We start from the raw sequence: 23,591 nt of genomic DNA, 5'->3' as shown, positions 1-23,591 counted from the left end.
CCATGGACCGGATCAAGACCCTTGTCGGCGACATCACCAGAGTGGAAGTCGACGCCATCGTGAATGCAGCCAACTCCTCCCTGTTGGGCGGAGGCGGCGTTGATGGCGCCATCCATCGTGCTGCAGGCCCGGAGCTCGTCCACGAGTGCCGTCTGCTGGCTGGTTGCAAGACTGGTCAGGCGAAAATTACCAAGGGTTACAAATTGCCTGCCAAGCACATTGTTCACACCGTTGGTCCGGTCTGGCGCGGAGGATCGGAAGGCGAGCCCGATCTCCTTGCGCAGTGCTATGAAAACAGCCTTCGCGTCGGGTTTGACAATGGGTGCCGAACCTTTGCCTTTCCGGCGATTTCCACCGGCATCTACGGCTACCCCGCCGACCAGGCTGCCGAAATCGCCGTCGGCTCGATTACCCGCGTGCTCAAGGAACTGCCGGAAATCGAAAGCGTCACGCTGGTCGCCTTTGACAACAAAAGCCATGCCCACTTGATGACTGCGCTCGGGAGGGCGGAAGACTGATGTTCAAGAAAATTCTCATTGCCAACCGAGGCGAGATTGCGTGCCGGGTCATGGAGACGGCGAGAAAGCTCGGCATCAAGACGGTCGCCGTTTATTCCGATGCCGACGCCAAGGCAAAACACGTCGCCATGGCGGATGAGGCTTATCGCATCGGCCCTGCTCCGGTGGCAGAAAGCTATCTGAATACGGACAAGATCATTGAAGTCTGTCGCTTGAGCGGCGCTGAGGCGGTACATCCGGGCTACGGCTTCCTGTCGGAGAACCCGGATTTCGTCGACGCGCTGGACAAGGCAGGGATAACTTTCATCGGACCGAGCGCGAAATCGATTCGCGCGATGGGTCTGAAGGATGCCGCAAAGGCGCTGATGGAAGAAGCCGGTGTACCGGTGGTTCCCGGATATCATGGTGACGATCAGGATGCCGCCTTCCTGAAGGAACGGGCTGACGAGATCGGATATCCGGTCCTCATCAAGGCGCGCGCAGGCGGTGGCGGCAAAGGCATGCGCCGTGTCGATGATCCGAACGACTTTGCAGATGCCCTTCAGGGCGCACAACGCGAAGGTGAAGCAAGTTTCGGCGACGGCCGCGTTCTGATCGAGAAGTACCTGACCAAGCCGCGTCATATAGAAATTCAGGTGTTCGGCGACAATCACGGCAACGCGGTCCATCTCTTCGAGCGCGACTGTTCCCTGCAGCGCCGCCATCAGAAGGTGATCGAGGAGGCCCCCGCCCCCGGCATGCCTGAAGAGATGCGCCAGGCAATGGGCGAAGCCGCGGTCAAGGCGGCCAGAGCCATCGACTATTCCGGTGCTGGTACCATCGAGTTCATCGCCGATGTCTCCGACGGCCTGAGTGCGGACGAGTTCTATTTCATGGAAATGAACACCCGCCTGCAGGTAGAGCACCCCGTAACCGAGCTGATCACGGGACAAGACCTTGTCGAGTGGCAATTGCGCGTCGCCTCCGGTGAACCGCTGCCGATGGGCCAGGACCGACTTTCCTTTGATGGCTGGGCATTCGAAGCACGGCTCTACGCCGAAGATGCCCCGAAGGGTTTTCTGCCGGCAATCGGCACGCTCGAGCATCTTGCTTTGCCGGTGGAAAGCGCAAGGGTTGACAGTGGCGTTCGCTCAGGAGACGAAACCACCCCTTACTATGACCCGATGATCGCCAAGGTCATCGTACACGGCTCGACGCGCGAAGCAGCGCTTGGTAAATTGCTCTCCAGCCTTGAAGCAACGGAAGTGGCCGGCTGCGTCACCAATGCCGGCTTCCTGGCGGCCCTGTGCCGGCATGAGGGATTTGCATCCGGCGATGTCGATACCGGTTTGATTGATCGCGATCTTGAAAAACTGATCGAAGAACCGGCCATGCCTGAAGACGCCATCGCCCTGGCTGCATTGGCTGCGCTCGGTCTGACCAGACCCGCAAATGGAAGCGATCCCTTCGAAACTCTGGCCGGGTGGCGTATCTGGAGCGCATCCAGGCAATTCGCGCTTCTGGAAATCTCAGGCGAACGACGCGACGTGGAGGTTCAGGCTCTCGGATCGCAGCGTTTCGCGGTTCACCTGGAAGGTGGCGTCAAGGAATACGCCTTGATCAAGGTGGAGAACGGCTCTTTCACCTACGAATGCGACGGCCATCGCGCTCACGCTGTTGTCGTAAAAGGCAGCAAGGGCCTCACCGTATTCATGAATGGCCACGCATTCCCGGTGAGCCTGCCGGACACTCTGAGCGCGGACGAAGACGCAACCGGTGCAGGTGATCACCTCGTCGCCCCCATGCCCGGTCTCGTCAAGGTTCTGTCCGCAAAGGCGGGAGACGCCGTTTCAAAGGATCAACCACTGGTCATCCTGGAAGCCATGAAGATGGAGCACACCCTCAAGGCACCACGCGACGGTATCATTGGAGAAGTGCTTGTATCCGAAGGTGAGCAGGTGACGGACGGTACGGTCCTGCTGGCCCTTGCGGAGGAAGCCGATGCTGCCTGAAGCTTCGAACTACGATGAGCTCACAAGCAAATTTGCCTGGGACATTCCGGACCGTTTCAACATTGGCGTCGCTGTTTGTGACCGGTGGGCGGAAAGAGAACCGGACCGCGAAGCGCTTGTATATGTTGAAGAAGGCGGTGACACAGAGCGGTATTCCTATGCCGACCTGAAACGCCTGTCGAACCAGCTTGCCAATCTGCTTGTCAGCCGTGGAGTGCAGCCGGGAGATCGCATTGGTGTGCTTCTGCCGCAGCGGCTTGAGACCGCCGTCGCACACATCGCAGCGCTCAAACTCGGTGCGATTACCATTCCTCTGTTCGCGCTGTTCGGTGAGGAGGCTCTGGAATACCGTCTGCAGAATTCAGGCGCAAAGGTTGTCGTGACCGACATTGGAGGCGTTGCAAAGCTTGACCAGCTCCGGGACCGTCTTTCAGACCTGACAACCGTATTTTGCGTCGACGGCGAGACCGGAAGTGCGCTGGATCTTGCGAGCAGCATGGCTGGCCATCAGGACGAGTTCACCGCCTTTGACACAAGCGCGGACGATCCCGCCATCATCATTTACACCTCGGGCACGACCGGCCAGCCAAAGGGTGCTCTGCACGGACACCGGGTTCTCCTCGGACATTTGCCGGGCGTGGAGATGAGCCACGATTTCCTGGGGCAACCTGGCGACCGGATCTGGACACCTGCAGACTGGGCCTGGATCGGCGGTCTTCTGGACGTGCTCATGCCAGCCCTTTATCTAGGGGTCCCGGTGGTCGCCTGCCGTTTCGGGAAATTCACGGCAGAAGCTGCCTTTCAACTGCTTCAGGATCAGAAGATCCGCAACACCTTCCTGCCGCCAACCGCACTAAAGATGATGCGTCAGGTTCCTGACCCGGAAGATCGCTGGCGGCTGAACCTGCGTTCTGTCGCATCGGGCGGCGAAACGCTGGGCGCCGAACTGATCGACTGGGGGCGCAAGACCTTCGGCCTGACCATCAACGAGTTCTATGGCCAGACCGAATGCAACATGATCGTTTCCAGCTGCTCGCGCATCATGGAGGCGCATCCCGGCATCATGGGTCGCGCCGTTCCCGGTCATCACGTCTCCATCGTCACGGATGCCGGCGAGGAGTTGCCAATCGACACACTCGGCAACATTGCCGTCAAGCGGCCAGACCCGGTGATGTTTCTGGGTTACTGGAACAATCCGGAAGCGACCCTAAAGAAGTTTGCCGGAGACTGGCTCCTGACCGGTGACACCGGTTTGCGTGACAAGGACCGCTGGCTCCGTTTTGTCGGCCGGGATGACGACGTCATCACCTCGTCCGGATATCGGATCGGCCCTGGTGAAATCGAGGACTGCCTGATCAAGCACCCGGCTGTTGCCATGGCGGGCGTTGTCGGCAAGCCGGATGAACACCGCACCGAGATCGTCAAGGCGTATGTTGTTCTGAAGGAAGGTGTGGACGCTACGGAAGAACTGGCCAGGGAGATCGCGACCTTCGTCAAGACACGGCTGGCGGCGCATGAGTATCCACGCGAGGTTACCTTCGTTGACGCCCTGCCACTGACCACAACCGGCAAGGTCATCCGCAGGGAGCTTCGTGCCAGGGCCGAGCAGGAGAATTGAACAGCGTGTCTCACCTTGTCCTCTGCCCATCCCCACCAGACTACAAGTCCTTTCAAATCACCCGTTTCCCGCTTTGAACGCTAGCGAGTAATCCCATGTCCGACTTCGTCACCATCTTTGAAATGGGCCCGCGTGACGGGCTGCAGAATGAAAAGCAGTTTGTTCCGACTGGCCAGAAGATCGAGCTGGTGGACCGGCTGTCGGACTGCGGGTTCCGAAAGATCGAGGTGACCAGTTTCGTCAGCCCCAAATGGGTGCCCCAAATGTCTGATGCGCTGGAAGTCATGGAAGGCATCTACCGCCACCCGGCTGTGGTCTATTCCGTTCTGACCCCCAACGTGAAAGGCTACACCGCCGCGCGCAAGGCATCCGCAGACGAAGTGGCAATCTTCGGATCGGCGTCGGAAGGTTTTTCGAGAAAGAACATCAACTGCTCGGTCGCCGAAAGCATCGAGCGCTTCAAACCGCTTCTGGAAAAAGCCCACCATGACGCAATGCCCGTTCGGGGATACGTTTCCTGTGTCACGGACTGCCCATATGACGGCCCGACTCCTCCGGAAAAAGTCGCCGAAGTAGCGCGGCAATTGTTTGAGCTCGGCTGCTATGAAATCTCGCTGGGCGATACAATCGGTGCCGGCACGCCGGAAACAATCGGTACCATGCTGGATGCCGTTCTGAGCACCGTTCCCGCAGACAAGGTTGCAGGTCACTACCACGACACCAAAGGGCGCGCCCTTGAAAACATCGAAGTCAGCCTCGAAAAGGGTCTTCGTACATTCGACAGTGCAATCGGTGGTCTTGGCGGATGTCCCTACGCTCCCGGCGCGAAGGGAAATGTTGCGACGGAAGCCGTCGTTTCACTGGTGGCGGACAAGGGTTACGAGACCGGCATCAAAACCGAAAAGCTTGCTGAAGTCGTTGAGTTTGCCCGCGGCCTGAGGAGTGTTGACGCATGAGTTTTCAGACGATTTCCCTTTCCACGGATGCACGCGGCGTCACCACACTGACCCTCGCCAGGGAAGAAAAGCACAATTCCCTGTCCGCTCAGATGATCGAGGATCTGACCGTCGCCGCCGCGCAACTGGGAGCGGACGGCACGGTGCGTGCAGTGGTGCTCACCGGCGCGGGCACGAGCTTTTGTGCCGGCGGAGACCTTGGCTGGATGCGGGAACAGTTCCACGCGGATCGCAACACCCGGATGGCGGAAGCCCGCAAGCTGGCCATGATGCTGAAGAGTCTCAACGAACTGCCGAAACCTTTGATTGGTCGCGTCCAGGGACAGGCCTTTGGTGGTGGCATCGGCATGATGAGCGTGTGTGACACGGTGATCGCCGTCGACACTGCTAAATTCGGCCTCACCGAAGTGCGCCTCGGGCTCATTCCGGCAACCATCAGCCCTTACGTCCTGGCTCGCATGGGTGAAGGCAAGGCGCGCCGGGTCTTCATGTCCGCCAGATTGTTCGACGCCGAAGAAGCCAAAGAGCTGAACCTTGCGGCAAGGGTCGTCGCGGAAGCCGATCTGGACGAAGCAATAGAAAGGGAAATCAAACCCTATCTCGCCGCGGCCCCTGCCGCGGTGGCAGCGTCAAAGGCGCTGGCAAGATCTCTCGGACCGGCAATAACCGACGAGATCATTGAAGACACGATCCGGCGCCTGGCCGACACCTGGGAAACACCGGAAGCACAGGAAGGGATTTCAGCCTTTTTCGACAAAAGAAAACCTGACTGGACCGTGCGCTAGAGTTTTCGCGTTCACTGAAGGTTTCAGCTGGTTTGCCGCCTTGCATGCTCGATCAAAGCTGCGATGCGCGCGACTTGCACTTGTTCTGATTCCGGCTCCGGCTGCGGTGGACCACCATACATGCGCTCGCGGCGCTTGCGGATCTTGTTGCGCTGCCACTCGCTGATGCCTTCGGGAAGCTCCGCACCAGCCCGGTCCATGCCGATCAGAATACGCTGAAGATCGGGCAGGAGCTCGGAAGAGATGGTGAAGGTGGCACCATCCTTGCGTTTGAACACCAGTGTTTTCGTGCTTTGCTCGCCATTGAGCAGCACCGCTGAACGGCGTCCGAGAGAACCGATCGTTGCCTGAAACCAGGCCACCCAGCCAGACGCTTCCCAAAGTCTGACTTCAACCTTCTTGAGTTCTTCATAAAGAACCCGAACGCGCAAACCAAACTGGGTGAATTCAAAACCATTGCCGAAAAAACGCACCCAGGACGTTTCCTGTCGTACGGACACTGCAAAGAACACCAGTGATGCAAAAGCCGGAAGCAATGCCAGAAGTGCCAGAAGCGCAATTGCGCCGGTGGCAACGCTCATTCCGATGAAAGCAATGGAGAAACAGCTGATACCAAGGCCAAAACCCAGAAAGTCAAAGGCAAGCACAGGCGTTTTGGATACAGGCTTGACGCCCCCTGACGGCACGCTCGGCCGTGGCAACGCCGCATAGATCCCCGCTGCTGCGACCAGACACAAAAGGCTGCTCAGCAACGACATGAAAAAGTAGCCGCCAACAATCCCGAGCACACTCAGGCTCAGGGGCACGAGACGACGAATAAATTCAAGCTTGGCTGTCTTGCCCAACCCGCTCTCCATGAATTCAAACAGTGCAACCGTTACAATCTGCGGAGACTTACTGATTCTTTCATTGAATCAATTGGGCCCGACGAAATCAACGCTCAGATAAAACTATCCAAAATCAATGTAACCGACAGACAAACTTGAACAGGGTCAATTTTATTCAAGTGGTTCCGAAACGGCACCCGCCACGCTCACTTTGAGGGACGGTCATGGGAAGCGACCAAGTGAGGACCAGACTGTTCCAATGGGCTTACGCGCGTTGACCTGAGCCCGTGGATGGCTCGCGATAAAAGGTCACCTTGAACTCAGTGTTATCCTCAAGAGTAACAAAATGAACCTCCTGTGGTGCAACGACCGCGTAGTCCCCGGCGTGGATGATTTCGGTCGCCTCGCCATCATCCGTCCCATGGCAACGTGTCAGGTGCAGCCTACCCGATATCGCTTCAATTCTGCCCCAGACACCTTGCTTGGTGTTGTGTTGTTCGGTCAGCTTTGCAGGTACGGTGCTGGCGTTGAAAACCTTTGTCGAATGATAGGCTTCGGCTTTGCCGGGCAGTGTCGTCATTTCGTCAGCTCCAGCTGCTTGGTCATGTGATCGAGCGCAATCATGGTCCCGGTTTCCTTGATGAACTGAGCCACGGCCTCAACATCCGTTATTGCAAGTCCCGAGACTCGAGTTAGTCCGGCTTCCAGAACCTGTGGTGCCACCGGCGCACTCGGACCAACCAACAGGCGTTGGTCGGCCTTGCCGATTTTTGCAAGTAATGGCTCAAGACTGCCATTCATCAGCGTCTGGGCTGTAATTGCAACCGCTCCGGCACTTGCCAGAGCTTCGTCAGCCTGATCTGCGGGAATGTCGTTTCCTTTCGGCTCCCGCTCGATGATACGAGCGGCGGGCAGGCGTTTCTGCGCTCCACGGAAACCGCCGATGATTATCAGATCATCGCCCGGAGGATTGAACCCGGCGAAACCCCAGCCACCTTGTGCCTGAGGGCCGTCGCTTTTGTTCCAGAAAGCATTCACGGCCGCCAGGCCAATGGAACGCCGGAGCGGGTCGAGAGAGCAAAGCCATTGAGCCAGTGCGGACAGAGGCCGACCGGCGATCGGCTCACCCTTGCGAACAGTCCGCGCTCCTCCCGTGCCGCGATCGGGGCTTCGCGCAATACCCGCAAATGCACCGGCTCGAACCAGGGTCCAGTTCAATCCAACCAAGACCTCGTCCACCAGAACGTCACATTCAACGCTGTTGGCCAAAGCAGCGTCCAGGTTTCCGGCACTGGCAGCTCGGATAAGGCCATGCCCATCAACATCTTCGTCGTCAGCCGGGACACGATCTAGTATCCGCCCGACCAACGACCCGTTTTCCATCGCCAGTTCAACAGATCCACCTGGTGTGAATTTCAGGCCCCAACCGGCAGCGAGCAAATGCTCCCTGGCTGAAGCCCAGGTCATCGGATCACGTCGATTGGCAGTCCGGTCGAACAAGTCTGTTCGAGACGGTTCTTTAGGTGTGGAATTTGAGCTTGAACGCGGCATCGTCGCACTCCGGAAAGTAAAGCTGATGGCAACTTGAGAATGGCTGGAGGCAGTAAAAAATCGCTCCGGTCGCGCTGGGGTCAGTGGGAGTTCAGGCACATTTGCCGCACCCCCATCACCTGACGGACTTTCAGAGAATGTCGCCTCTTTCGCTGCGGGACTCTATCATTCGAAGGAGTTAACCGTCATTTGCCAGAAAGCCGCAGCACACGCACAAGCCTGACGAGCGGACGCAGTCGTCAAACCTCAACAGTCGCAAGCCTCACTTAGCAGATCTCTCGAGACGCAGGTCAGGACTTTGCGTTGGACGTCTCTTGCACTTTTCTGAAGAACTGGTGCCGCTGAAGGGACTCGAACCCCCGACCCCATCATTACGAATGACGTGCTCTACCATCTGAGCTACAGCGGCTTGTGCCTGGAAACCCAAGCGGCGCATATCAGCGCCCGTCCCGAGCGCATGCCCGAGTGGGCCGCTAATTACCGGAGCTTGGCGCTGGATGCAAGTCCCAAGAATACCCTTCTTGAAGGAAGATCACATCTTCCTTCAAGAAGCGAAGCGATTGCGACGCGTGACCGGAATACCTACCTGCCCATTCCCAATCGGATCAATTGAAGAATCGCGGTCTGGGGGTTTTGGACGACTTGTCTTCTTCCTCTTCGTCCGGGCCCGGATCATCAGGCATGCGCGAAAGCGGAAACTCGATCGGACGGTTCATATCGTCCTTGTCATCAGCCTTTTGCTCAGCTTCCGTCTGACCACCCTTTTCGGCGTCTTTCTCTGACGCAGCCTCTTTTTCAACGGAACTGTCGGCACCGTTTCCAGCAGCGGCGGCCGGTTTGTCATCTGACTTCGGCTTTTCGTCGGCATCCGGGGACGCGGATGCGGTCGATGTCTCCTCCTGCTCAGGTTTCTCGGCCTGTGCCTTTGCTGTCGAGGGCACCGAGTCGTCCGGCAGATCCTTCAGCGCGGGCGCGAACTTGACGTCATCTGTCGTTCCCTCATAGCCCTGCTTGATATTGACTGAAGGTGAAACAGTCTCTTTGGGCTGCACCACCTCGGCTTCCGGTTTCTTTGCTTCGGCAGTCACCGTTTCAGCTTTTTTCGATACCGGCTCAGCAGTCAGGTCAACGGTATTCGCGTCTTCTTGGGGCTCGCTCTTCTCCATTACTGTGTTTTGAACCGGTGTGGCAGCAGGCAGAACCGGTGCATCGAAAAGGCTGTCTTCCAGAAGTTCACCTTCATCTTCAGACATGCCAATTGGCGCGGCCCAGTGGAATGCATCCAGTCTGCCGGTGACGGGCGAAACGGCCTGCCATTCCGCCGACACGATACCATCAGCAATCCAGGCTTTATCCTGCGGTGCCTTGATCGCACGGGCCAGCCAGTCGCGCATACGCCCCTTGTCACCATGCTCGGCTTCTTCTAGCTCTGCCATCAACAGATAGGCATTGCGGGTCGGCTCGGACTGCAGCAGCTTCTTCAGCTGTGACCTTGCTTCATCGAATTCACGTGCCTCCATCGCGGCACGGGCAACGGCGAGAGCGCCTTCAGGCGTGTTGGCCCGCTGAGCCGCAAGCGACTTGACGCGCTTCAGCCGGTCGACGGCGGAATCTCCGGTACGGACGTGAGCATAGGTCTCAGCAAGTTCCGGATGCGGGGACAGACGCCAGGTGGCTTCCAGCACTTTGGAGGCCTTGCGAATATCGCCCTTTCGTGTCGCCAGCCGAGACGTCACAACGGCAGCAGGAACAAGATCCAATGCCAGTCCGTGCGCTTCCTTCGCAAGGGAGTAAGCGCGCTCGGGCTCTCCGTCCTCAAGTTTCAGAGCCAGTGCAGTCAGAATAACGGCCCGCTGACGGCGATAGGTCTTCTTGTCCAGCAATTTGGCGGCGTAGTTGCGTTCAAGCGTCTTGAGAGACTCGTCCCAATGATGAGCGACGGCCTGATAGCCAAGAACCGCCTTACCGGCCCATTCCAGGCCTGGGGCGGTCTTTGCCGCTTCTTCCGCATAATGGCGGGCAGCTACCGGCTCCTTGTGGCGCTCGGCTTCAACGAAGAGGCCGTGCAGACCAAGGGCCTTTGTTTCCGGGTCCTGCAACATCGCTTCGAAGCGCTGCCGGGCTTCATCATCCTTGCCGGCCAGCTGCGCAGTTTGTGCAAGCAGCAATTTCGCTGCGGGTTCGTCGGCAAGCAGTCGATCCGCATCCAGACCGTAGCGCCGCGCAAGCTTTGCATTGCCCGTGCCAAGTGCGATCAAACCGTGCGAAAGAGCCGTGTAACCCTTGTCCTTGCGGCGGCGCCGGAAAAACCGGGTGGCGATTTGCGGTGATTTCAGGATCACCCGGATCAGCCAGACCGCTGCCAGGAACGCGACCAGTGCGACACCCGCCACAAGTGCGACGACGACCGGTGGCTGCTCCCAGACGTAGCCGTTCCAGGTGATCGAAATTGTGCCGGGCAAGTCTGACATCCAGGCGAAGCCCGCTGCCAGAGCAAACAGCAAAAGGAAATAGATGAGGACGCGGATCATTAAGCTCGCTCCCGAGGCCTGCCGGAATTCACCGGTCGAAAACACTATGTACGGTCAGCCGGTTCATCGGTTGCCAATTAACTGTCTTTTGCCGCCAGTGCATTCAGCACTTCCTGCGACGCCTTGTCCGTCAGCGCATCGACCGCAACGCGGGCCTTGGCGCGCGCCGCCCAGTCAGCGCCCGCGGTCTGTGCCGCTTCAGGCAACTTGCCGTAAGCAACCAGCGCTTCACTCAAGTGGCCATTTGAGACAGCATTTTCCATTTGTCGCAATGCTGCTTCCGGACCAGACCCATCGGCATCCCCGGGACCGCGAACCGAAACGATCGACTTTGCACTCGCCAGAAGACTGTCGAGCACATCACCGGAATGATCAGGTTCAGAGAATGTCTGGAACATGCTGCGGGCAACAGACGGGAATTGTGCAATCAGAACGGAGACCGGTTCAACACCGGCTTTCGCATTGGCTTCCAACGCCTTCAGATCGATATCCGACGGCAAGCCTGCCTTTACGGCAGCCAGTTCTGTCTCATAGGGACGCCCGGAATCGACGGCCGACTTCAGAGCCGACACGGACAGGGCCCGCGCAGCCGTTTCACGCGCTGTTGCATCGCCCATCGTGGATTCGACCTGGGACAGCCGCTTGGAAATTGCCGTCAACTCAGCCCGGATATCTTCTAGGGCAGCGGAATTCGCATCACCGACGGCCTTGATATCAGCCGACAGGCTGGAAAGCGTTTCTGTTGCCCTCGCCTGGCTGTCAGCCAGCGTCTTCAGGGAAACGTCCGACGTCGACACTGCCGTTTGTGCGGCCTTTGCCGTTGCTTCAGTGTTCTGCAGACGGTTTTGAACTTCCGCGAGAGAAGTCTTCAGGTCACCCAATTGGGTCTCAAGACCTGTCACCGAGCCTGAAAGCTTGCCGGCTTCCGAGGTGTTGGCCGTTGCTTCTGTTTCAAGTTTTTCAAGCCGGGTTTCCAGAGGCTTGAGATCGACCTGCGCCCCGGCTGCCTGACCTTTTGCAACATCTTCAAGTGCTGTCAGTCGGCTTTCCAGAGGCTTCAGGTTGATCGGTGTCCCGTCACCGGTTCCGCCTACACTGTTTTCAATCTCGCTGCGCAGGTTCTCAAAATCGCTCTTCAAGGCATCAAATGCCGGTGCAAGATCGCTCGCGGCAGAAGATGCCGCTGCGTCAATCTTGGTCTCCAGAGAAGACACCTTTGTTTCAAGCGCCGACAAACCATCGCCGACATTCTGACCGCTAACGGAAGAACTGACTTCGCCGAGTTTGCTTTCAAGATCGGCTATCTTGCGTTCTGCAGTGCTCAACGCACTTGTCAGCTGCTGGTTCGCTTCGGCAGGCAGCTTCACGACACCCGCCTGATAAAGACCATAGCCACCGCCAAGCACGACGGCACCGCCGATAACCGCTGCCATCAGGACGCCAAATGCACCGACGCCATGCTTTTCTTCAGCTGCGGGTGGATTGGAAAACGTTGTCGAGCCGGCTGGTTTTGTTCCACCCGCCGTCGTCGAAGAGGATGCAGAAGCTTTCGTAGAGCCGGCAGAACCTGATCCGGACCCTGTCGAGGCCGACGGTTTGCCGGAAGCTGACGATCCGGCGGGCTTGGAAGCAGTTGACGAAGACGCACCGGAAGTTGCGCCGCTGGCAGAAGGCTTGGTGCCGGACGTAGACGAAGCCGTGGAGGAGGAAGGAGAAGAAGACTTGCTCGTGCCAGTGGATGCCTGCGACTTCGTTTCACCCGGCTTCCCGTCGGTCGAAGCAGTGCTGCCGGACTTTGGCACACTGGTTCTGGAAGACGAGGCAGTCGTTCCGCTTCCGCTCTTTGCGTCGATCTTCTCAGCTTTCAGGTCGATGGTGACCGGTCTCTTGGGCGTTCCTGTGGAGGAAGGTGTGCTCTTGCTGTCCGGCTTGTCCGATGACCCGGGCCCTTTGCCTCCCGAAGAGGAAGCCCCGCCAGAAGATTTCTTGTCCGTCGCCATCTGATCTCCTCCTGAACCCTAACCGGTTCCAACACCTTCACTATACACACCTGATTGCGGAGCGGTACCACTGCAACAGGGACAATTGCGCGCTGCAAAACAACGACTCCTCCGGTTCTGGTTAACACTCTGCTAACGTCAGATCCAAGAGCGACTTTTCGCACGGCGCATCTGCAACATGCACCTTCATATAATCAGATAGGGGCTCCGCCGCTTGTCGCGAGATGCAGTAAATCGTCAAACTGGAAAAAATGTGATCAAGCCGGTGAGACTTTAACAGCTGGAAAAATGTCGCAGCCGTTCGTTTGGAAAAAACAAGCGCGCCGTCGTACGAGTTCGAACGCAGGACATTGATCACGCCGGAGGGCAGTTCCTCCGCCTGATCCATACGGTAAACAACCGGCGCATTGCAGGAAACGCCGTTTTGACCGAGATCCGATTCAAGGCTTCCCGTCCGTTCCTGCGCAACGGGATAAAGAACGGTTCCGCCGTCCAGCTTGTCACGACGCTCCAGAATCAGCTGTGTCAGCGCAGAAACATCTCCCGCAGCTGACAGGACCTCGGAAAATCCGGCCTGCCTGCAAGCCGCTGCCGTCTTGTCACCAACAGTAAAAACAGGAAGCTTCCGAAGATCCTGAACCTGGCTGTGTGCCGTAAGAACATCCACCGCCCGGCGGCTCGTCAGCGCCAGTGCCGAGACCTGCGACAAGTCGAATTTATCGGGTGGGTCTGGCCGGAACACCAGTACCGGAGCCTCGTCGGCGACATGGCCTGCAGCCCGCAATTTGTCCGCAGTACTTCTGCAGTCGGGCTGCGGCCGTGTCACCAGAAACCGCATCGGTTACTGTCCGGTCAGGAAGCCGGGACCCATTTTGCTCTTGAGCATTTCGCCCACAGACTTCCCGATCTGCACGGCATCGGCTGCGGGACCGCTTTGTTCAGCCTCGTGAGCTTCCGACCCATCTGGCTTCAGGACAATTCCCTTGAAATGAAGTGTCTCGCCTTCGAGCGTCGCCAGGCCACCGATCGGCGTCCGGCAGGAGCCATCAAGAACGGCAAGGAACGCACGCTCGGCATCAAGACGGATTTGTGTTTCCTGGTCGTGGATGGCAGCGAGCATTTTCAGCGTCGCGTCGTCATTCTCCCGGCTTTCAATGCAAATCGCACCTTGTCCGACGGCCGGCAGAAACTCCTCGATGCTCAGCAGACTGGTAATTTCCTTCTCGAGGCCGAGCCGGTTCAGTCCGGCGGCAGCCAGAAGCGTCGCATCCACCTCGCCTTCCGCAAGCTTGCGCAAACGGGTTTGCAGATTGCCACGATACATCACCACTTCGATGTCGGGGCGCAACTTCTTGATCATTGCCTGCCGGCGCAGGGAACTAGACCCGACAACTGCCCCTTGAGGCAGATCGGTCAGCGTTCCGGCCTTGGGCGACAGAAAGGCATCGCGCACGTCTTCGCGCGGCAGGAAGGCTGTCAGGGCCAGTCCATCGGGCAGAACTGTCGGCATATCCTTGGAAGAATGTACCGCGAGGTCGATTCGGCCATCCAGGAGAGCTTCTTCGATCTCCTTGGTGAAAAGTCCCTTGCCGCCAACCTCGGACAAGGGCCGATCCTGGATCCTGTCACCGGATGTCTTGATCACTTCGATTTCGAAGTCGCTCTCGGAAAGGCCATGAGCGGCCATCAAACGATCGCGGGTTTCATAGGCCTGGGCCAGCGCAAGTGCGCTTCCCCGGGTTCCGATACGCAAAGGATTTGATTGCAAGGCTTACCGTCCAGATGTTACGCCCGGCTAACAAAGCATCGGGCACGCTGATTGTCTCTTGTTATTATGTCCTATCACAGGCCACAGCCGTAAGATCAATGACCTCAGTCAATTCAAAAGACAATGCGACCAATCTGACGGTGCTGGGAATTGAGACCAGCTGTGACGAAACGGCTGCTGCCGTCGTTCAGGGCCCAAACCAGAAAAAGATCCTCTCCAACACCATTCGCTCGCAGATCGATGAGCATACGGAGTTCGGGGGCGTCGTGCCGGAAATCGCGGCCCGCGCCCATATCGACATTCTGGACAGGATTGTTGCCGAAGCCATGCACGAGGCCGAGTGTGGCTGGGATGACATCGATGCAGTCGCCGCGACGGCCGGTCCTGGTCTGATCGGCGGTGTCATCGTCGGCTTCATGACCGCCAAGGCGATCGCAATGGCGGCGGGGAAACCCCTGATCGGGGTCAATCACCTGGAAGGTCATGCGCTGACAGCGCGGCTGACCGACGATCTCGAATTCCCGTTTCTGCTGCTTCTTGTCTCCGGCGGCCACAGCCAGTTTCTGCTCGTTCGGGGCGTCGGCGACTATGAACGCCTCGGCACGACCATTGACGATGCCATCGGAGAAGCTTTCGACAAGACCGCCAAGCTCCTCGGCCTGCCCTATCCTGGCGGTCCGCATGTTGAAAAAATGGCAACAAAAGGAGACGTGACGCGGTTCCGGCTCCCTCGCCCTCTGCTTGACCGACCCGGTCTCGATATGTCCTTCGCCGGACTGAAAACGGCGCTGCGCACACAGGCCAAAAAACTGGAACCGGTAGATGACCAGACGATCTCGGATCTGTGTGCCGCCTTCCAGAGGTCCGTGTCCGATGTTCTGGCAGCACGCACGAAGTCGGCTCTGGACCTGTTCCGGGATCGTCACCCGGACGCCGCGCCGGTGATTGTCGTTGCCGGCGGTGTAGCGGCCAATCAGGAAATCAGAAACGCCCTGACTTCAGCAGCAAACGAAGCCAAAGCGAGATTTGTTGCCCCGCCGATGGCCCTTTGCACGGACAATGCAGCCATGATCGCCTGGGCAGGTATTGAACGTCTGCAACTTGGCCCGGTAGATGACATGGCCCTGTCCCCTCGTCCACGTTGGCCGCTCGATTCGGCCAATGCAGGCGTATTGGGTGCGGGCAAAAAGGGAGCGAAGGTCTGACAATCGGGTTAGCGCAAACCCTGAGCTTTCTTGAAAGCAGGAAGAATTTCGCCCCCCTTTCCCAATCTTGCCCTTTTGCGCGGGCAGGGAGCCTGTTAGGAAGCCTGTGCCTTTCCAAACCGGGAATCTATCGATGCGCGTCTATCACAAGGCCTATGTCTACCTGACCTGCGGAACGGACCTGCTTGTGTTTGACGAGCCCGACACGCCCTATCTGGGAATGCAGGTCCCTGGCGGCACAATCGACCCGGGCGAAAGTTTTCTCCACGGAGCCATGCGCGAGTTTCGGGAAGAAACAGGGCTCGACCTCGACGCGGCCTTTGACCAGTTTTCCGATCAGGACATTCCGTTTGAAACGATACCGCCTGTCGGGCAGTTCAGACCCGCGCCGGACCGCCCGCTCCTCGGGCGCCACATCCGGCGAAACTACCATGTCCGCCTTGCCCGGCGCCCCAGGGAAGAATGGGAACACTACGAGATGTTTCCGAGCAGCGGCAACGGGCCTATTCGCTATCGCTTTTTCTGGATCGACCTTTTGGGACCGAAGGCTCAGGACAGTGAAAATTTCTTCGCCGCATTTGGTGCACCACTGGACGCATTACGCCTGCGCCTGCCTCGATTGAGAGACGCAGCCTGACCCTCTGCCGCCGGGAATCTGCCGATGAAAATCTACCACAAGGCCTATGTCTATCTGACTTGCGGAACGGAACTCCTGGTGTTTTCCGAGCCGGACCATCCTGAAGTGGGCCTGCAGGTACCGGGTGGAACACTGGACCCCGGAGAAAGCTACCTTCAGGGCGCAATTCGTGAATTTGCAGAAGAAACCGGACTGAACCTGGACATTGCGCTCGATTTTCTTGCGGATCAGGACCATTTCTTTGAAAATGTCCCCGATTGTCTCGATGGTTTGCACCGCAGGCGGCATTTTCACGGCCGGATTGGCGAAAAGCCTCTGCAGGAATGGGAACATTTCGAGATGTCGCCCAGCGGAGGTGGACCACCCATCCGGTTCCACCTGCACTGGATTGATCTGTTCGCGGCGAGCGCGTCCTCCGATACCCTGTTTTTTGAAGGTTTTGGAACGCAACTTCAAACATTACGGTCTCGCATGGAAGGGCTAAGCAATGAGCGCCATTAAGACAGTCGGCGTGGTCGGTGGTGGCGCCTGGGGTACGGCCCTGGCATTGACGGCGGCACGCGCCGGCCGCAATGTCCGGCTTTGGGCCCGGGACCCCGGCACGGTTTCGGACATCCGGGCCAAGCGCCAGAACCCGCGCTACCTTCCGGGAATAACCTTCGACGAGGATCTGAACGCCACCGGCAAGCTGGCCGAAGTCGCGGACGCGGATGCCATATTGCTGGTCACTCCGGCGCAATCCACGCGCACCATGCTCGCCGCCCTCAAGGAAACCGGCAAGGTGCGTGGTCCCGTTGTCCTGTGCGCCAAGGGAATCGAGCAGTCGTCAGGCAAGCTTCTCTCGCTGGTCATGGACGAAGAACTTCCAGGTATTGAGCCTGGTGTGTTGTCAGGCCCGAGTTTTGCCGATGACGTCGCCCGAGGTCTGCCCACGGCCGTGACAGTTGCCGCGAACTCGGCAAGCACAGCGCACAGCTTGTGCGAAGCACTGCAATCTCCCTGTTTCCGCCCGTATGCCTCAACGGATGTGCCTGGAACACAAATCGGTGGTGCGTTGAAGAACGTTCTTGCGATTGCCTGCGGCGCGGTTGTTGGGCGAAAGCTTGGCGCCAGTGCCCAGGCGGCTTTGACCGCCCGCGGATTTGCCGAGTTGACGCGGCTTGGAACCGCCATGGGAGCGCAGGCCGAAACCCTTACCGGTCTTTCCGGACTGGGAGACCTTGTCCTGACCTGCTCGTCCACCCAGTCCCGGAACTTTTCATTCGGCGTTCGTCTTGGAGAGGGGTTTCTGGCCTCGGAGCTGATAGCAGCCGGAGGAAAACTTGCTGAAGGAGCTTACTCGGCAAGAGTTGCGGTCAAGCTGGCGGAAGAAAACCGCATTGAGGTGCCGATCTGCGAAACAGTCGCCAGAATGATCGACGAGAATCTTTCCATCGACGATGCTCTCAACACTTTGATGGCACGACCATTGAAATCGGAAACGGAAAGCGCCTGATCTTCAATTTCCGGCATTGAGTTTGCGATCTTGCGGACCTAGGTTCGAGGAAGTTTCGACAACCAAAGGTCATCACTCATGCTTTACGCCTTGATCTGCACCGACAAACCTCATGCGCTTCAGGTTCGTCTCGACAATCGCGACGCACACCTTGAATTTCTGAAGGGCCTTGGCAAAGGTCTGAAGGCTGCCGGACCGTTTTTGGACGATGACGGCAACATGACCGGATCGCTGGTGGTGATCGAAGCATCCAATCGGGACGAGGCTCTTGCGATTTCCGAAGAAGACCCCTACGCCCGTGCCGGACTGTTCGAAAGTGTCGAAATCCGCCCATGGAACTGGGTGGTCAAGAACCCGGAGACAACGTAAGTGCAATATTGGCTGATCAAATCCGAACCGGACAAGTGGTCCTGGGAACAACAAAAGGCCAAGGGCGACGCCGGTGAAGAATGGGACGGCATCCGGAACTATCAGGCGCGCAACAACATGCGCGCCATGGAAATCGGCGACAAGGCGTTCTTCTACCACTCCAATATCGGCAAGGAAGTGGTAGGCGTCGTTGAAGTCTGCAGTGAAATCCATCCGGACAGCACAACGGACGACCCTCGCTGGGAGTGTGTAGACTTCAAGGCGGTTCGCGATATACCCAATCCGGTAACACTGGCCCAGGTGAAGGCTGAACCACGGCTCGCCGCCATGTCTCTGGTCACATCCATGCGTCTCTCCGTCCAGCCGGTGACGGAAGAAGAATGGAAGGTTGTTTGCGAGATGGGCGGCTTGAGCGTCCCGGCCTGATCTGCCGCAACAATCTGAATGCAAATGCCCGGAGGGCACATGCCCCGCATAACGGATCCGGCGGAATTCATCCGCCGGGAAACCCTGGTCAAATCGGTTCCGCACGCGGAAGAAATTCGCCTGCACGTTGCCGACGAAGCCATGGATCTGTGGCTGAAGACGGAAGAGGAACTGGGAGAACTCGGGCTTGCACCGCCTTTCTGGGCGTTCGCCTGGGCTGGCGGACAAGGACTTGCGCGTTACATCCTGGACACCCCCGAGCTGGTCGCAGGCAAACGCGTGCTGGACTTTGCATGCGGCTCGGGCCTCGTCGGCATCGCGGCCATGAAGGCAGGCGCGCTGTCCTGTCACGGTGTTGATATCGACCCCTTTGCGATTGCAGCGTCCGAACTCAATGCGGACCTCAATGACGTCTCGCTGACCCTCGAAACCACGGACCTGACCGACGCGGATTGTCCGGACGCTGACATCGTTTTTTGCGGAGACGTTTTTTACGACAAAGCCATGGCCGCGAAAGTGCTGCCGTTTCTCAATCGGCTGCTCGACAAGGGCATGGACGTTCTGGTGGGAGATCCGGGACGGTCGTATCTACCGACATCCGGTCTGTCCGAACTGGCCGACTACTCGGTTCCGGTCGTCGGTGCGTTGGAGGACAACGAAATCAAACACACGCGGGTCTTCCGCGTGAAGAAAATTTAATCCTTCGCAGAACCATTTTCTGCATCAGTCTTGCGATTTGGGGCTAATGGCAAAAGTTTTCCCCTTTTGGCACTTTCCCTTTTTGCAGCTTGCGATAGGTTAGCCGCACAAGCGTCAATCGCACATTCTTCCTTTCAGTGGTGTTCCCAGGAGTTCTTCATGCCCATCGTAAACCGCCTTGCTGATCTGGCTGACGAGATCACGGTCTGGCGCCGAGATATCCATGAAAATCCGGAAATTCTGTATGAGACGGTCCGCACGGCAGGCAAGGTCGCCGAACTGCTGGAAAGTTTCGGTGTGGATGAAATCGCCACCGGCATCGGCAAGACCGGCGTCGTGGGTGTCATCAAGGGCAGAAACGGCGGCAAAGGCAAAACCATTGGCCTGCGCGCCGACATGGACGCCTTGCCGATCGAAGAAGCGACTCACAAACCCTATGCTTCCAAGGTCCCGGGCAAAATGCATGCCTGCGGACATGATGGCCACACGGCAATGTTGCTGGGTGCAGCCAAATATCTGGCTGAAACCCGTAATTTCGACGGAACCGTCGTCGTGATTTTCCAGCCGGCTGAAGAAGGTGGCGCTGGCGCCAAGGCAATGATTGATGACGGGCTGATGACCCGTTGGCCGATCGACGAAGTTTACGGCATGCACAACTATCCGGGCATGCCTGTTGGCGAGTTTGCGATTCGCAAAGGCCCGATCATGGCGGCAACGGACGAGTTCCGCATCACCATCACCGGCAAGGGTGGTCACGCGGCCAAGCCTCACCAGACCATCGACCCGGTCGTTATCGGCTCGAAGATGGTGTCCGTTCTGCAGACCATCGCCAGCCGCAATGCCAATCCGCTCGATTCGGTTGTCGTTTCCGTCACCGTGTTTGAAGCCGGCAACGCATTCAACGTCATTCCACAGGAAGCGACCTTGCGTGGCACCGTTCGGACCCTGAGCCCGGAAATGCGGGATCTTGCCGAGCAGCGCATGACCAACATTGTCAAATCCATCGCCGAAGCATTCGATGCAACCGCCGAGCTACACTTCCGGCGCGGGTATCCGGTTACGGCAAACCACGACGACCAGACCGACTTTGCAGCGGACATCGCTGAAGGCATTGCGGGTCTGGGCAAGGTCAATCGTAATATTGACCCGATGATGGGCGGTGAGGATTTCTCCTACATGCTGGAAGAGCGTCCGGGAGCGTTTATCTTCGCCGGAAATGGCGACACGGCCGGTCTCCACCACCCGGAATATGACTTCAACGATGAACTGATCCCTGTCGGATGCTCCTATTGGGTAAAACTCGTAGAGACAGCGTTGCCGGCAGCTGCCTGACAATTTCTATGATATGAAAACGCCGGTTTCGACCGGCGTTTTTGTTCAGGTTTCCATTATGGCTCTTTCTCCTTTCAAGCTTTCCTTCATTGCGACCTATCTGCTTGTTGGCGCCGTTGTCGGCGTCCTGATCATCCATCCGTTGAATCTGGTCGTCATCTGGTGGGAGCTGTCGCGTTTCTCGGAAACCGCGCCGAACCTGCTGGAATTCCTGTCTGCCCGGCTGTGGCTCATACTCCTGCCGCGACATCTCGATGTCGCGGTTGCCTATACGTTTGTCGGCGCCTTTGTCGGTCTGACATTCGGCATTTTCAGCCGGAATTACATGCGCACGTCTGAAGCCTATCGTTCCTTGCGCGAAGAACACACGGTCATGATCCCGGATTTGATCCGGGGCGGCGAGACGGATCGCGTCGAATTCAAATCCTCCTTGCGCTGGGACATGAAGGAAAACCGCGTCAATCGGGGATTGGAGAAGGTGATCGCGAAGACAATTGCCGGATTCTTTAATGCCGAAGGCGGCATTCTTCTGGTGGGCGTTGACGACGATGGCGGCGCGCTCGGTCTGGAAAAAGATCTCTCGACCCTGAAAAACCCGGATCTGGACTCGTTTGAACGTACGATAAACGACATCGTCTCCAAGAACCTCGGCGGCGATCTCTGCCCCTACATTCACACGGTGTTTGCCAAGGTCGATATGAAAGACGTGGCGATGATCATCATCCGCCCGGCGCCCAGAGCGGTCTATCTGGAGGAAGGCAAGTCTTCCATCTTCTACGTTCGCAGCGGCAACTCCACGCGTCAGCTGGATGTTCGCGAAGCCCTGAGCTACGCGAAGACGCGCTGGGCGTGACTTCATGAGCCTGCTGTCTGCAATCCTGCCTGACCAGATCAGCACCCTTGCATCCCTGGTCCTGATCATCATCAGTTTCTTCACGTCGGCTCTCACCGCCGCGGTCGGTCTTGGTGGAGGCGTTTCACTGATTACCGCGATGGCTTTTCTGATGCCGGCAAGTGCACTCGTGCCCGTCCACGGTGTCGTTCAGATCGGCTCCAATACAGGGCGCGCACTTGTTCAGCTGAAACACGTTGACTGGCTGATCGTTGTCTGGTTCGCCCTGGGTGCGGTGTTCGGGGCGGCTCTCGGCGGTTCCATCGCGGTAGAACTGCCTCCGGAAGTGTTGCGGGCCGGGATTGGCCTCTTTGTCCTCTGGGTGGTCTGGGGCAAGGCACCGAAATTCGGCAAGGCCCCCAAGAGAGCCATGGCTGTTGCCGGATTTGCCTCCACTTTCCTGTCCATGTTCTTCGGCGCGGCCGGACCGATCGGCGGTGCTGTCCTGTCGACACTCGGGCTCACCCGCCACGGCTTTGTCGCCAATCAGGCGGTCACCGCCACGGTCATGCACGTCTTCAAGATCATTACCTTCGGCGTGCTCGGTTTTGCGTTTGCCCCCTGGGCTGGCCTGATAGTTCTGATGATCGCCAGCGGTTTTCTGGGAACTCTTGCCGGTAGCCGGTTGCTCGGCAAGATGAACGAGAAGAGCTTCAAGACAGGTTTCAAGTGGGTCATGACAGTTCTGGCGCTCAACCTCCTTTGGGAAGCCGGCGCGGATTTCTTCGGCTTCTGACGAGTCTCGCCGCTTTCTTGACCGTTCCGGAAGCGACTCTTGAGTTCTTTGCAACTGGCTTCATCTTGAAAGACACGTTGCGACACGGTAACTGAGCGCAATCAGTTTTTTAAAATAATGCGGGATGGAGCGTCCATGGCCTCTCAAAATCTTCTGCTTCTGCCGGGTGACGGCATCGGCCCGGAAATCATGAAGGAAGTCAAAAAGGTTATTGCCTGGTTCAACGACAAGGGCGGCATGTCCTTCGAAACCAGCGAAGGCCTGGTTGGCGGATCCGCCTACGACGCGCACGGCCAGTCGATTTCCGAAGAAGACATGGCCAAGGCCATGGCAGCCGACGCTGTTATTTTCGGTGCAGTCGGCGGCCCCAAGTGGGACGACGTGCCTTACGAAGTTCGTCCGGAAGCAGGTCTTCTGCGTCTGCGCAAGGACATGCAGCTGTTCGCCAACCTGCGCCCGGCGATCTGCTACCCGGCGCTTGCCGATGCATCTTCCCTGAAGAAAGATGTCATCGAGGGTCTCGACATCCTGATCGTTCGTGAATTGACCGGTGGCGTCTATTTCGGTGAGCCGAAGGAAATCACCGATCTTGGTAACGGCCAGAAGCGCGGCGTCGACACGCAGGTGTACGACACCTACGAAATCGAGCGCATTTCCAAGGTGGCTTTCGAGCTGGCGCGCACCCGGAACAACAAGGTCACGTCCATGGAAAAGCGGAACGTGATGAAATCCGGCGTCCTATGGAACGAAGTCGTAACGCAGACTCACAAGAACGGCTACGAAGACGTTCAGCTTGAGCATATGCTGGCCGACGCAGGCGGCATGCAGCTTGTTCGCTGGCCGAAGCAGTTCGACGTCATTGTGACCGACAACCTGTTCGGCGACATGCTGTCCGACGTTGCTGCCATGCTGACCGGTTCACTCGGCATGCTGCCGTCCGCCTCCCTTGGTGCTCCGGACGAAACCACAGGCAAGCGCAAGGCGCTTTACGAGCCCGTGCACGGTTCGGCTCCCGACATCGCCGGCACAGGCGCTGCAAACCCGATCGCCATGATCGCCAGCTTCGGCATGGCGCTGCGTTATTCCTTTGAGGAGGTTGCTGCAGCCGACAAGCTGGACAAGGCAATCGCCAATGCACTGGACAAGGGTCTGCGGACCAAGGACATTGCCGCTGAAGGCGAAGCAACCATCACCACCGCTGAAATGGGTGATGCGATTGTTGCCGAACTGGATGCTCTGAGCGCTTAAGTTCAAA

General features: G+C 58.0%; 24 protein-coding genes and 1 tRNA gene. 17 read left to right on the top strand and 8 right to left on the bottom strand.

Features of this window, described 5'->3' with window-relative positions; all coding sequences use genetic code 11:
- Positions 1 to 2: 2 nt before the first annotated feature.
- The 5 genes from ABLO27_RS25805 to ABLO27_RS25785 all read left to right on the top strand — a co-directional run bounded on the left by ABLO27_RS25805 (position 3) and on the right by ABLO27_RS25785 (position 5,868).
- The gene (locus ABLO27_RS25805; protein WP_353036968.1) at positions 3 to 518 is read left to right on the top strand and encodes an O-acetyl-ADP-ribose deacetylase; all 516 of its coding nucleotides are present in this window, start codon (positions 3 to 5) and stop codon (positions 516 to 518) included.
- Positions 518 to 2,509, top strand: a complete 1,992-nt coding sequence (locus ABLO27_RS25800; protein WP_353036967.1) for an acetyl/propionyl/methylcrotonyl-CoA carboxylase subunit alpha — start codon at positions 518 to 520, stop codon at positions 2,507 to 2,509. Before ABLO27_RS25805 ends, ABLO27_RS25800 begins: the two co-directional genes overlap by 1 nt.
- Positions 2,499 to 4,127 (top strand): acyl-CoA synthetase, encoded by a 1,629-nt coding sequence (locus ABLO27_RS25795; protein ID WP_353036966.1) that lies wholly within the window; start codon positions 2,499 to 2,501, stop codon positions 4,125 to 4,127. Before ABLO27_RS25800 ends, ABLO27_RS25795 begins: the two co-directional genes overlap by 11 nt.
- A gap of 95 nt (positions 4,128 to 4,222) precedes the next feature.
- Positions 4,223 to 5,083: a hydroxymethylglutaryl-CoA lyase gene (locus tag ABLO27_RS25790; RefSeq protein ID WP_353036965.1), complete on the top strand. Its 861-nt coding sequence runs from the start codon at positions 4,223 to 4,225 to the stop codon at positions 5,081 to 5,083.
- Positions 5,080 to 5,868, top strand: coding sequence for a crotonase/enoyl-CoA hydratase family protein (locus ABLO27_RS25785; protein ID WP_353036964.1), 789 nt, complete (start codon positions 5,080 to 5,082; stop codon positions 5,866 to 5,868). Before ABLO27_RS25790 ends, ABLO27_RS25785 begins: the two co-directional genes overlap by 4 nt.
- Positions 5,869 to 5,891: 23 nt before the next feature.
- On the opposite strand, the gene ABLO27_RS25780 is transcribed toward ABLO27_RS25785, so the two are convergent.
- The 6 genes from ABLO27_RS25780 to ABLO27_RS25755 all read right to left on the bottom strand — a co-directional run bounded on the left by ABLO27_RS25780 (position 5,892) and on the right by ABLO27_RS25755 (position 12,210).
- Entirely contained in the window at positions 5,892 to 6,713 is an 822-nt protein-coding gene (locus ABLO27_RS25780) for a hypothetical protein (protein WP_353036963.1), read from the bottom strand.
- 247 nt (positions 6,714 to 6,960) lie between these two features.
- On the bottom strand, positions 6,961 to 7,275 hold the full coding sequence (locus ABLO27_RS25775) for a DUF1971 domain-containing protein (RefSeq protein ID WP_353036962.1): 315 nt from the start codon (positions 7,273 to 7,275) through the stop codon (positions 6,961 to 6,963).
- Positions 7,272 to 8,246: a Rossmann-like domain-containing protein gene (locus tag ABLO27_RS25770; RefSeq protein ID WP_353036961.1), complete on the bottom strand. Its 975-nt coding sequence runs from the start codon at positions 8,244 to 8,246 to the stop codon at positions 7,272 to 7,274. Before ABLO27_RS25770 ends, ABLO27_RS25775 begins: the two co-directional genes overlap by 4 nt.
- A 333-nt stretch (positions 8,247 to 8,579) precedes the next feature.
- Positions 8,580 to 8,655, bottom strand: a tRNA-Thr gene (locus ABLO27_RS25765).
- Between the two features lie 196 nt (positions 8,656 to 8,851).
- The gene (locus tag ABLO27_RS25760; RefSeq protein WP_353036960.1) at positions 8,852 to 10,777 is read right to left on the bottom strand and encodes a heme biosynthesis HemY N-terminal domain-containing protein; all 1,926 of its coding nucleotides are present in this window, start codon (positions 10,775 to 10,777) and stop codon (positions 8,852 to 8,854) included.
- 77 nt (positions 10,778 to 10,854) lie between these two features.
- The gene (locus tag ABLO27_RS25755) at positions 10,855 to 12,210 is read right to left on the bottom strand and encodes a COG4223 family protein (RefSeq protein ID WP_353036959.1); all 1,356 of its coding nucleotides are present in this window, start codon (positions 12,208 to 12,210) and stop codon (positions 10,855 to 10,857) included.
- A 49-nt stretch (positions 12,211 to 12,259) separates the two neighbouring features.
- Between ABLO27_RS25755 and ABLO27_RS25750 the strand changes: the two genes are divergently transcribed.
- Positions 12,260 to 12,781, top strand: coding sequence for a hypothetical protein (locus tag ABLO27_RS25750; RefSeq protein ID WP_353036958.1), 522 nt, complete (start codon positions 12,260 to 12,262; stop codon positions 12,779 to 12,781).
- 117 nt (positions 12,782 to 12,898) lie between these two features.
- Here the strand turns inward: ABLO27_RS25750 and ABLO27_RS25745 are convergent, their stop codons facing one another.
- Both ABLO27_RS25745 and hemC read right to left on the bottom strand, forming a co-directional pair.
- Complete coding sequence (locus tag ABLO27_RS25745; protein WP_353036957.1) at positions 12,899 to 13,615, bottom strand: uroporphyrinogen-III synthase; 717 nt, start codon at positions 13,613 to 13,615, stop codon at positions 12,899 to 12,901.
- Between the two features lie 3 nt (positions 13,616 to 13,618).
- Complete coding sequence (gene hemC, locus ABLO27_RS25740; protein ID WP_353036956.1) at positions 13,619 to 14,545, bottom strand: hydroxymethylbilane synthase; 927 nt, start codon at positions 14,543 to 14,545, stop codon at positions 13,619 to 13,621.
- 134 nt (positions 14,546 to 14,679) lie between these two features.
- Here hemC and tsaD point away from each other — a divergent pair, with 134 nt between their 5' ends.
- The 11 genes from tsaD (at position 14,680) to leuB (ending at position 23,584) form a co-directional block, all read left to right on the top strand.
- Positions 14,680 to 15,750: a tRNA (adenosine(37)-N6)-threonylcarbamoyltransferase complex transferase subunit TsaD gene (gene tsaD, locus ABLO27_RS25735; protein WP_353037035.1), complete on the top strand. Its 1,071-nt coding sequence runs from the start codon at positions 14,680 to 14,682 to the stop codon at positions 15,748 to 15,750.
- Between the two features lie 133 nt (positions 15,751 to 15,883).
- Positions 15,884 to 16,387 (top strand): NUDIX hydrolase, encoded by a 504-nt coding sequence (locus ABLO27_RS25730; protein WP_353036955.1) that lies wholly within the window; start codon positions 15,884 to 15,886, stop codon positions 16,385 to 16,387.
- Between the two features lie 24 nt (positions 16,388 to 16,411).
- Entirely contained in the window at positions 16,412 to 16,888 is a 477-nt protein-coding gene (locus ABLO27_RS25725) for an NUDIX hydrolase (protein WP_353036954.1), read from the top strand.
- Complete coding sequence (locus tag ABLO27_RS25720; RefSeq protein WP_353036953.1) at positions 16,875 to 17,882, top strand: NAD(P)H-dependent glycerol-3-phosphate dehydrogenase; 1,008 nt, start codon at positions 16,875 to 16,877, stop codon at positions 17,880 to 17,882. Before ABLO27_RS25725 ends, ABLO27_RS25720 begins: the two co-directional genes overlap by 14 nt.
- 78 nt (positions 17,883 to 17,960) lie before the next feature.
- On the top strand, positions 17,961 to 18,251 hold the full coding sequence (locus ABLO27_RS25715) for a YciI-like protein (RefSeq protein WP_353036952.1): 291 nt from the start codon (positions 17,961 to 17,963) through the stop codon (positions 18,249 to 18,251).
- Complete coding sequence (locus tag ABLO27_RS25710) at positions 18,252 to 18,677, top strand: EVE domain-containing protein (RefSeq protein ID WP_353036951.1); 426 nt, start codon at positions 18,252 to 18,254, stop codon at positions 18,675 to 18,677.
- A 39-nt stretch (positions 18,678 to 18,716) separates the two neighbouring features.
- Positions 18,717 to 19,376, top strand: a complete 660-nt coding sequence (locus tag ABLO27_RS25705) for a class I SAM-dependent methyltransferase (RefSeq protein ID WP_353036950.1) — start codon at positions 18,717 to 18,719, stop codon at positions 19,374 to 19,376.
- A 159-nt stretch (positions 19,377 to 19,535) separates the two neighbouring features.
- On the top strand, positions 19,536 to 20,708 hold the full coding sequence (locus ABLO27_RS25700) for a M20 aminoacylase family protein (protein ID WP_353036949.1): 1,173 nt from the start codon (positions 19,536 to 19,538) through the stop codon (positions 20,706 to 20,708).
- 58 nt (positions 20,709 to 20,766) lie between these two features.
- Positions 20,767 to 21,561, top strand: a complete 795-nt coding sequence (locus ABLO27_RS25695; protein ID WP_353036948.1) for an AlbA family DNA-binding domain-containing protein — start codon at positions 20,767 to 20,769, stop codon at positions 21,559 to 21,561.
- Between the two features lie 4 nt (positions 21,562 to 21,565).
- A complete protein-coding gene (locus tag ABLO27_RS25690) occupies positions 21,566 to 22,336 on the top strand; it encodes a sulfite exporter TauE/SafE family protein (protein ID WP_353036947.1) in 771 nt (256 codons plus the stop codon).
- Positions 22,337 to 22,471: 135 nt separating this feature from the next.
- Positions 22,472 to 23,584 carry a 3-isopropylmalate dehydrogenase gene (gene leuB, locus ABLO27_RS25685; protein WP_352947086.1) on the top strand — a complete coding sequence of 371 codons (1,113 nt, stop codon included), beginning with the start codon at positions 22,472 to 22,474 and terminating at the stop codon, positions 23,582 to 23,584.
- Positions 23,585 to 23,591: the final 7 nt, after the last annotated feature.

The organism is Roseibium sp. SCP15 (genome assembly GCF_040329435.1).
Classification (GTDB): domain Bacteria; phylum Pseudomonadota; class Alphaproteobacteria; order Rhizobiales; family Stappiaceae; genus Roseibium.
This window is presented reverse-complemented; position numbering and strand designations above follow the sequence as displayed.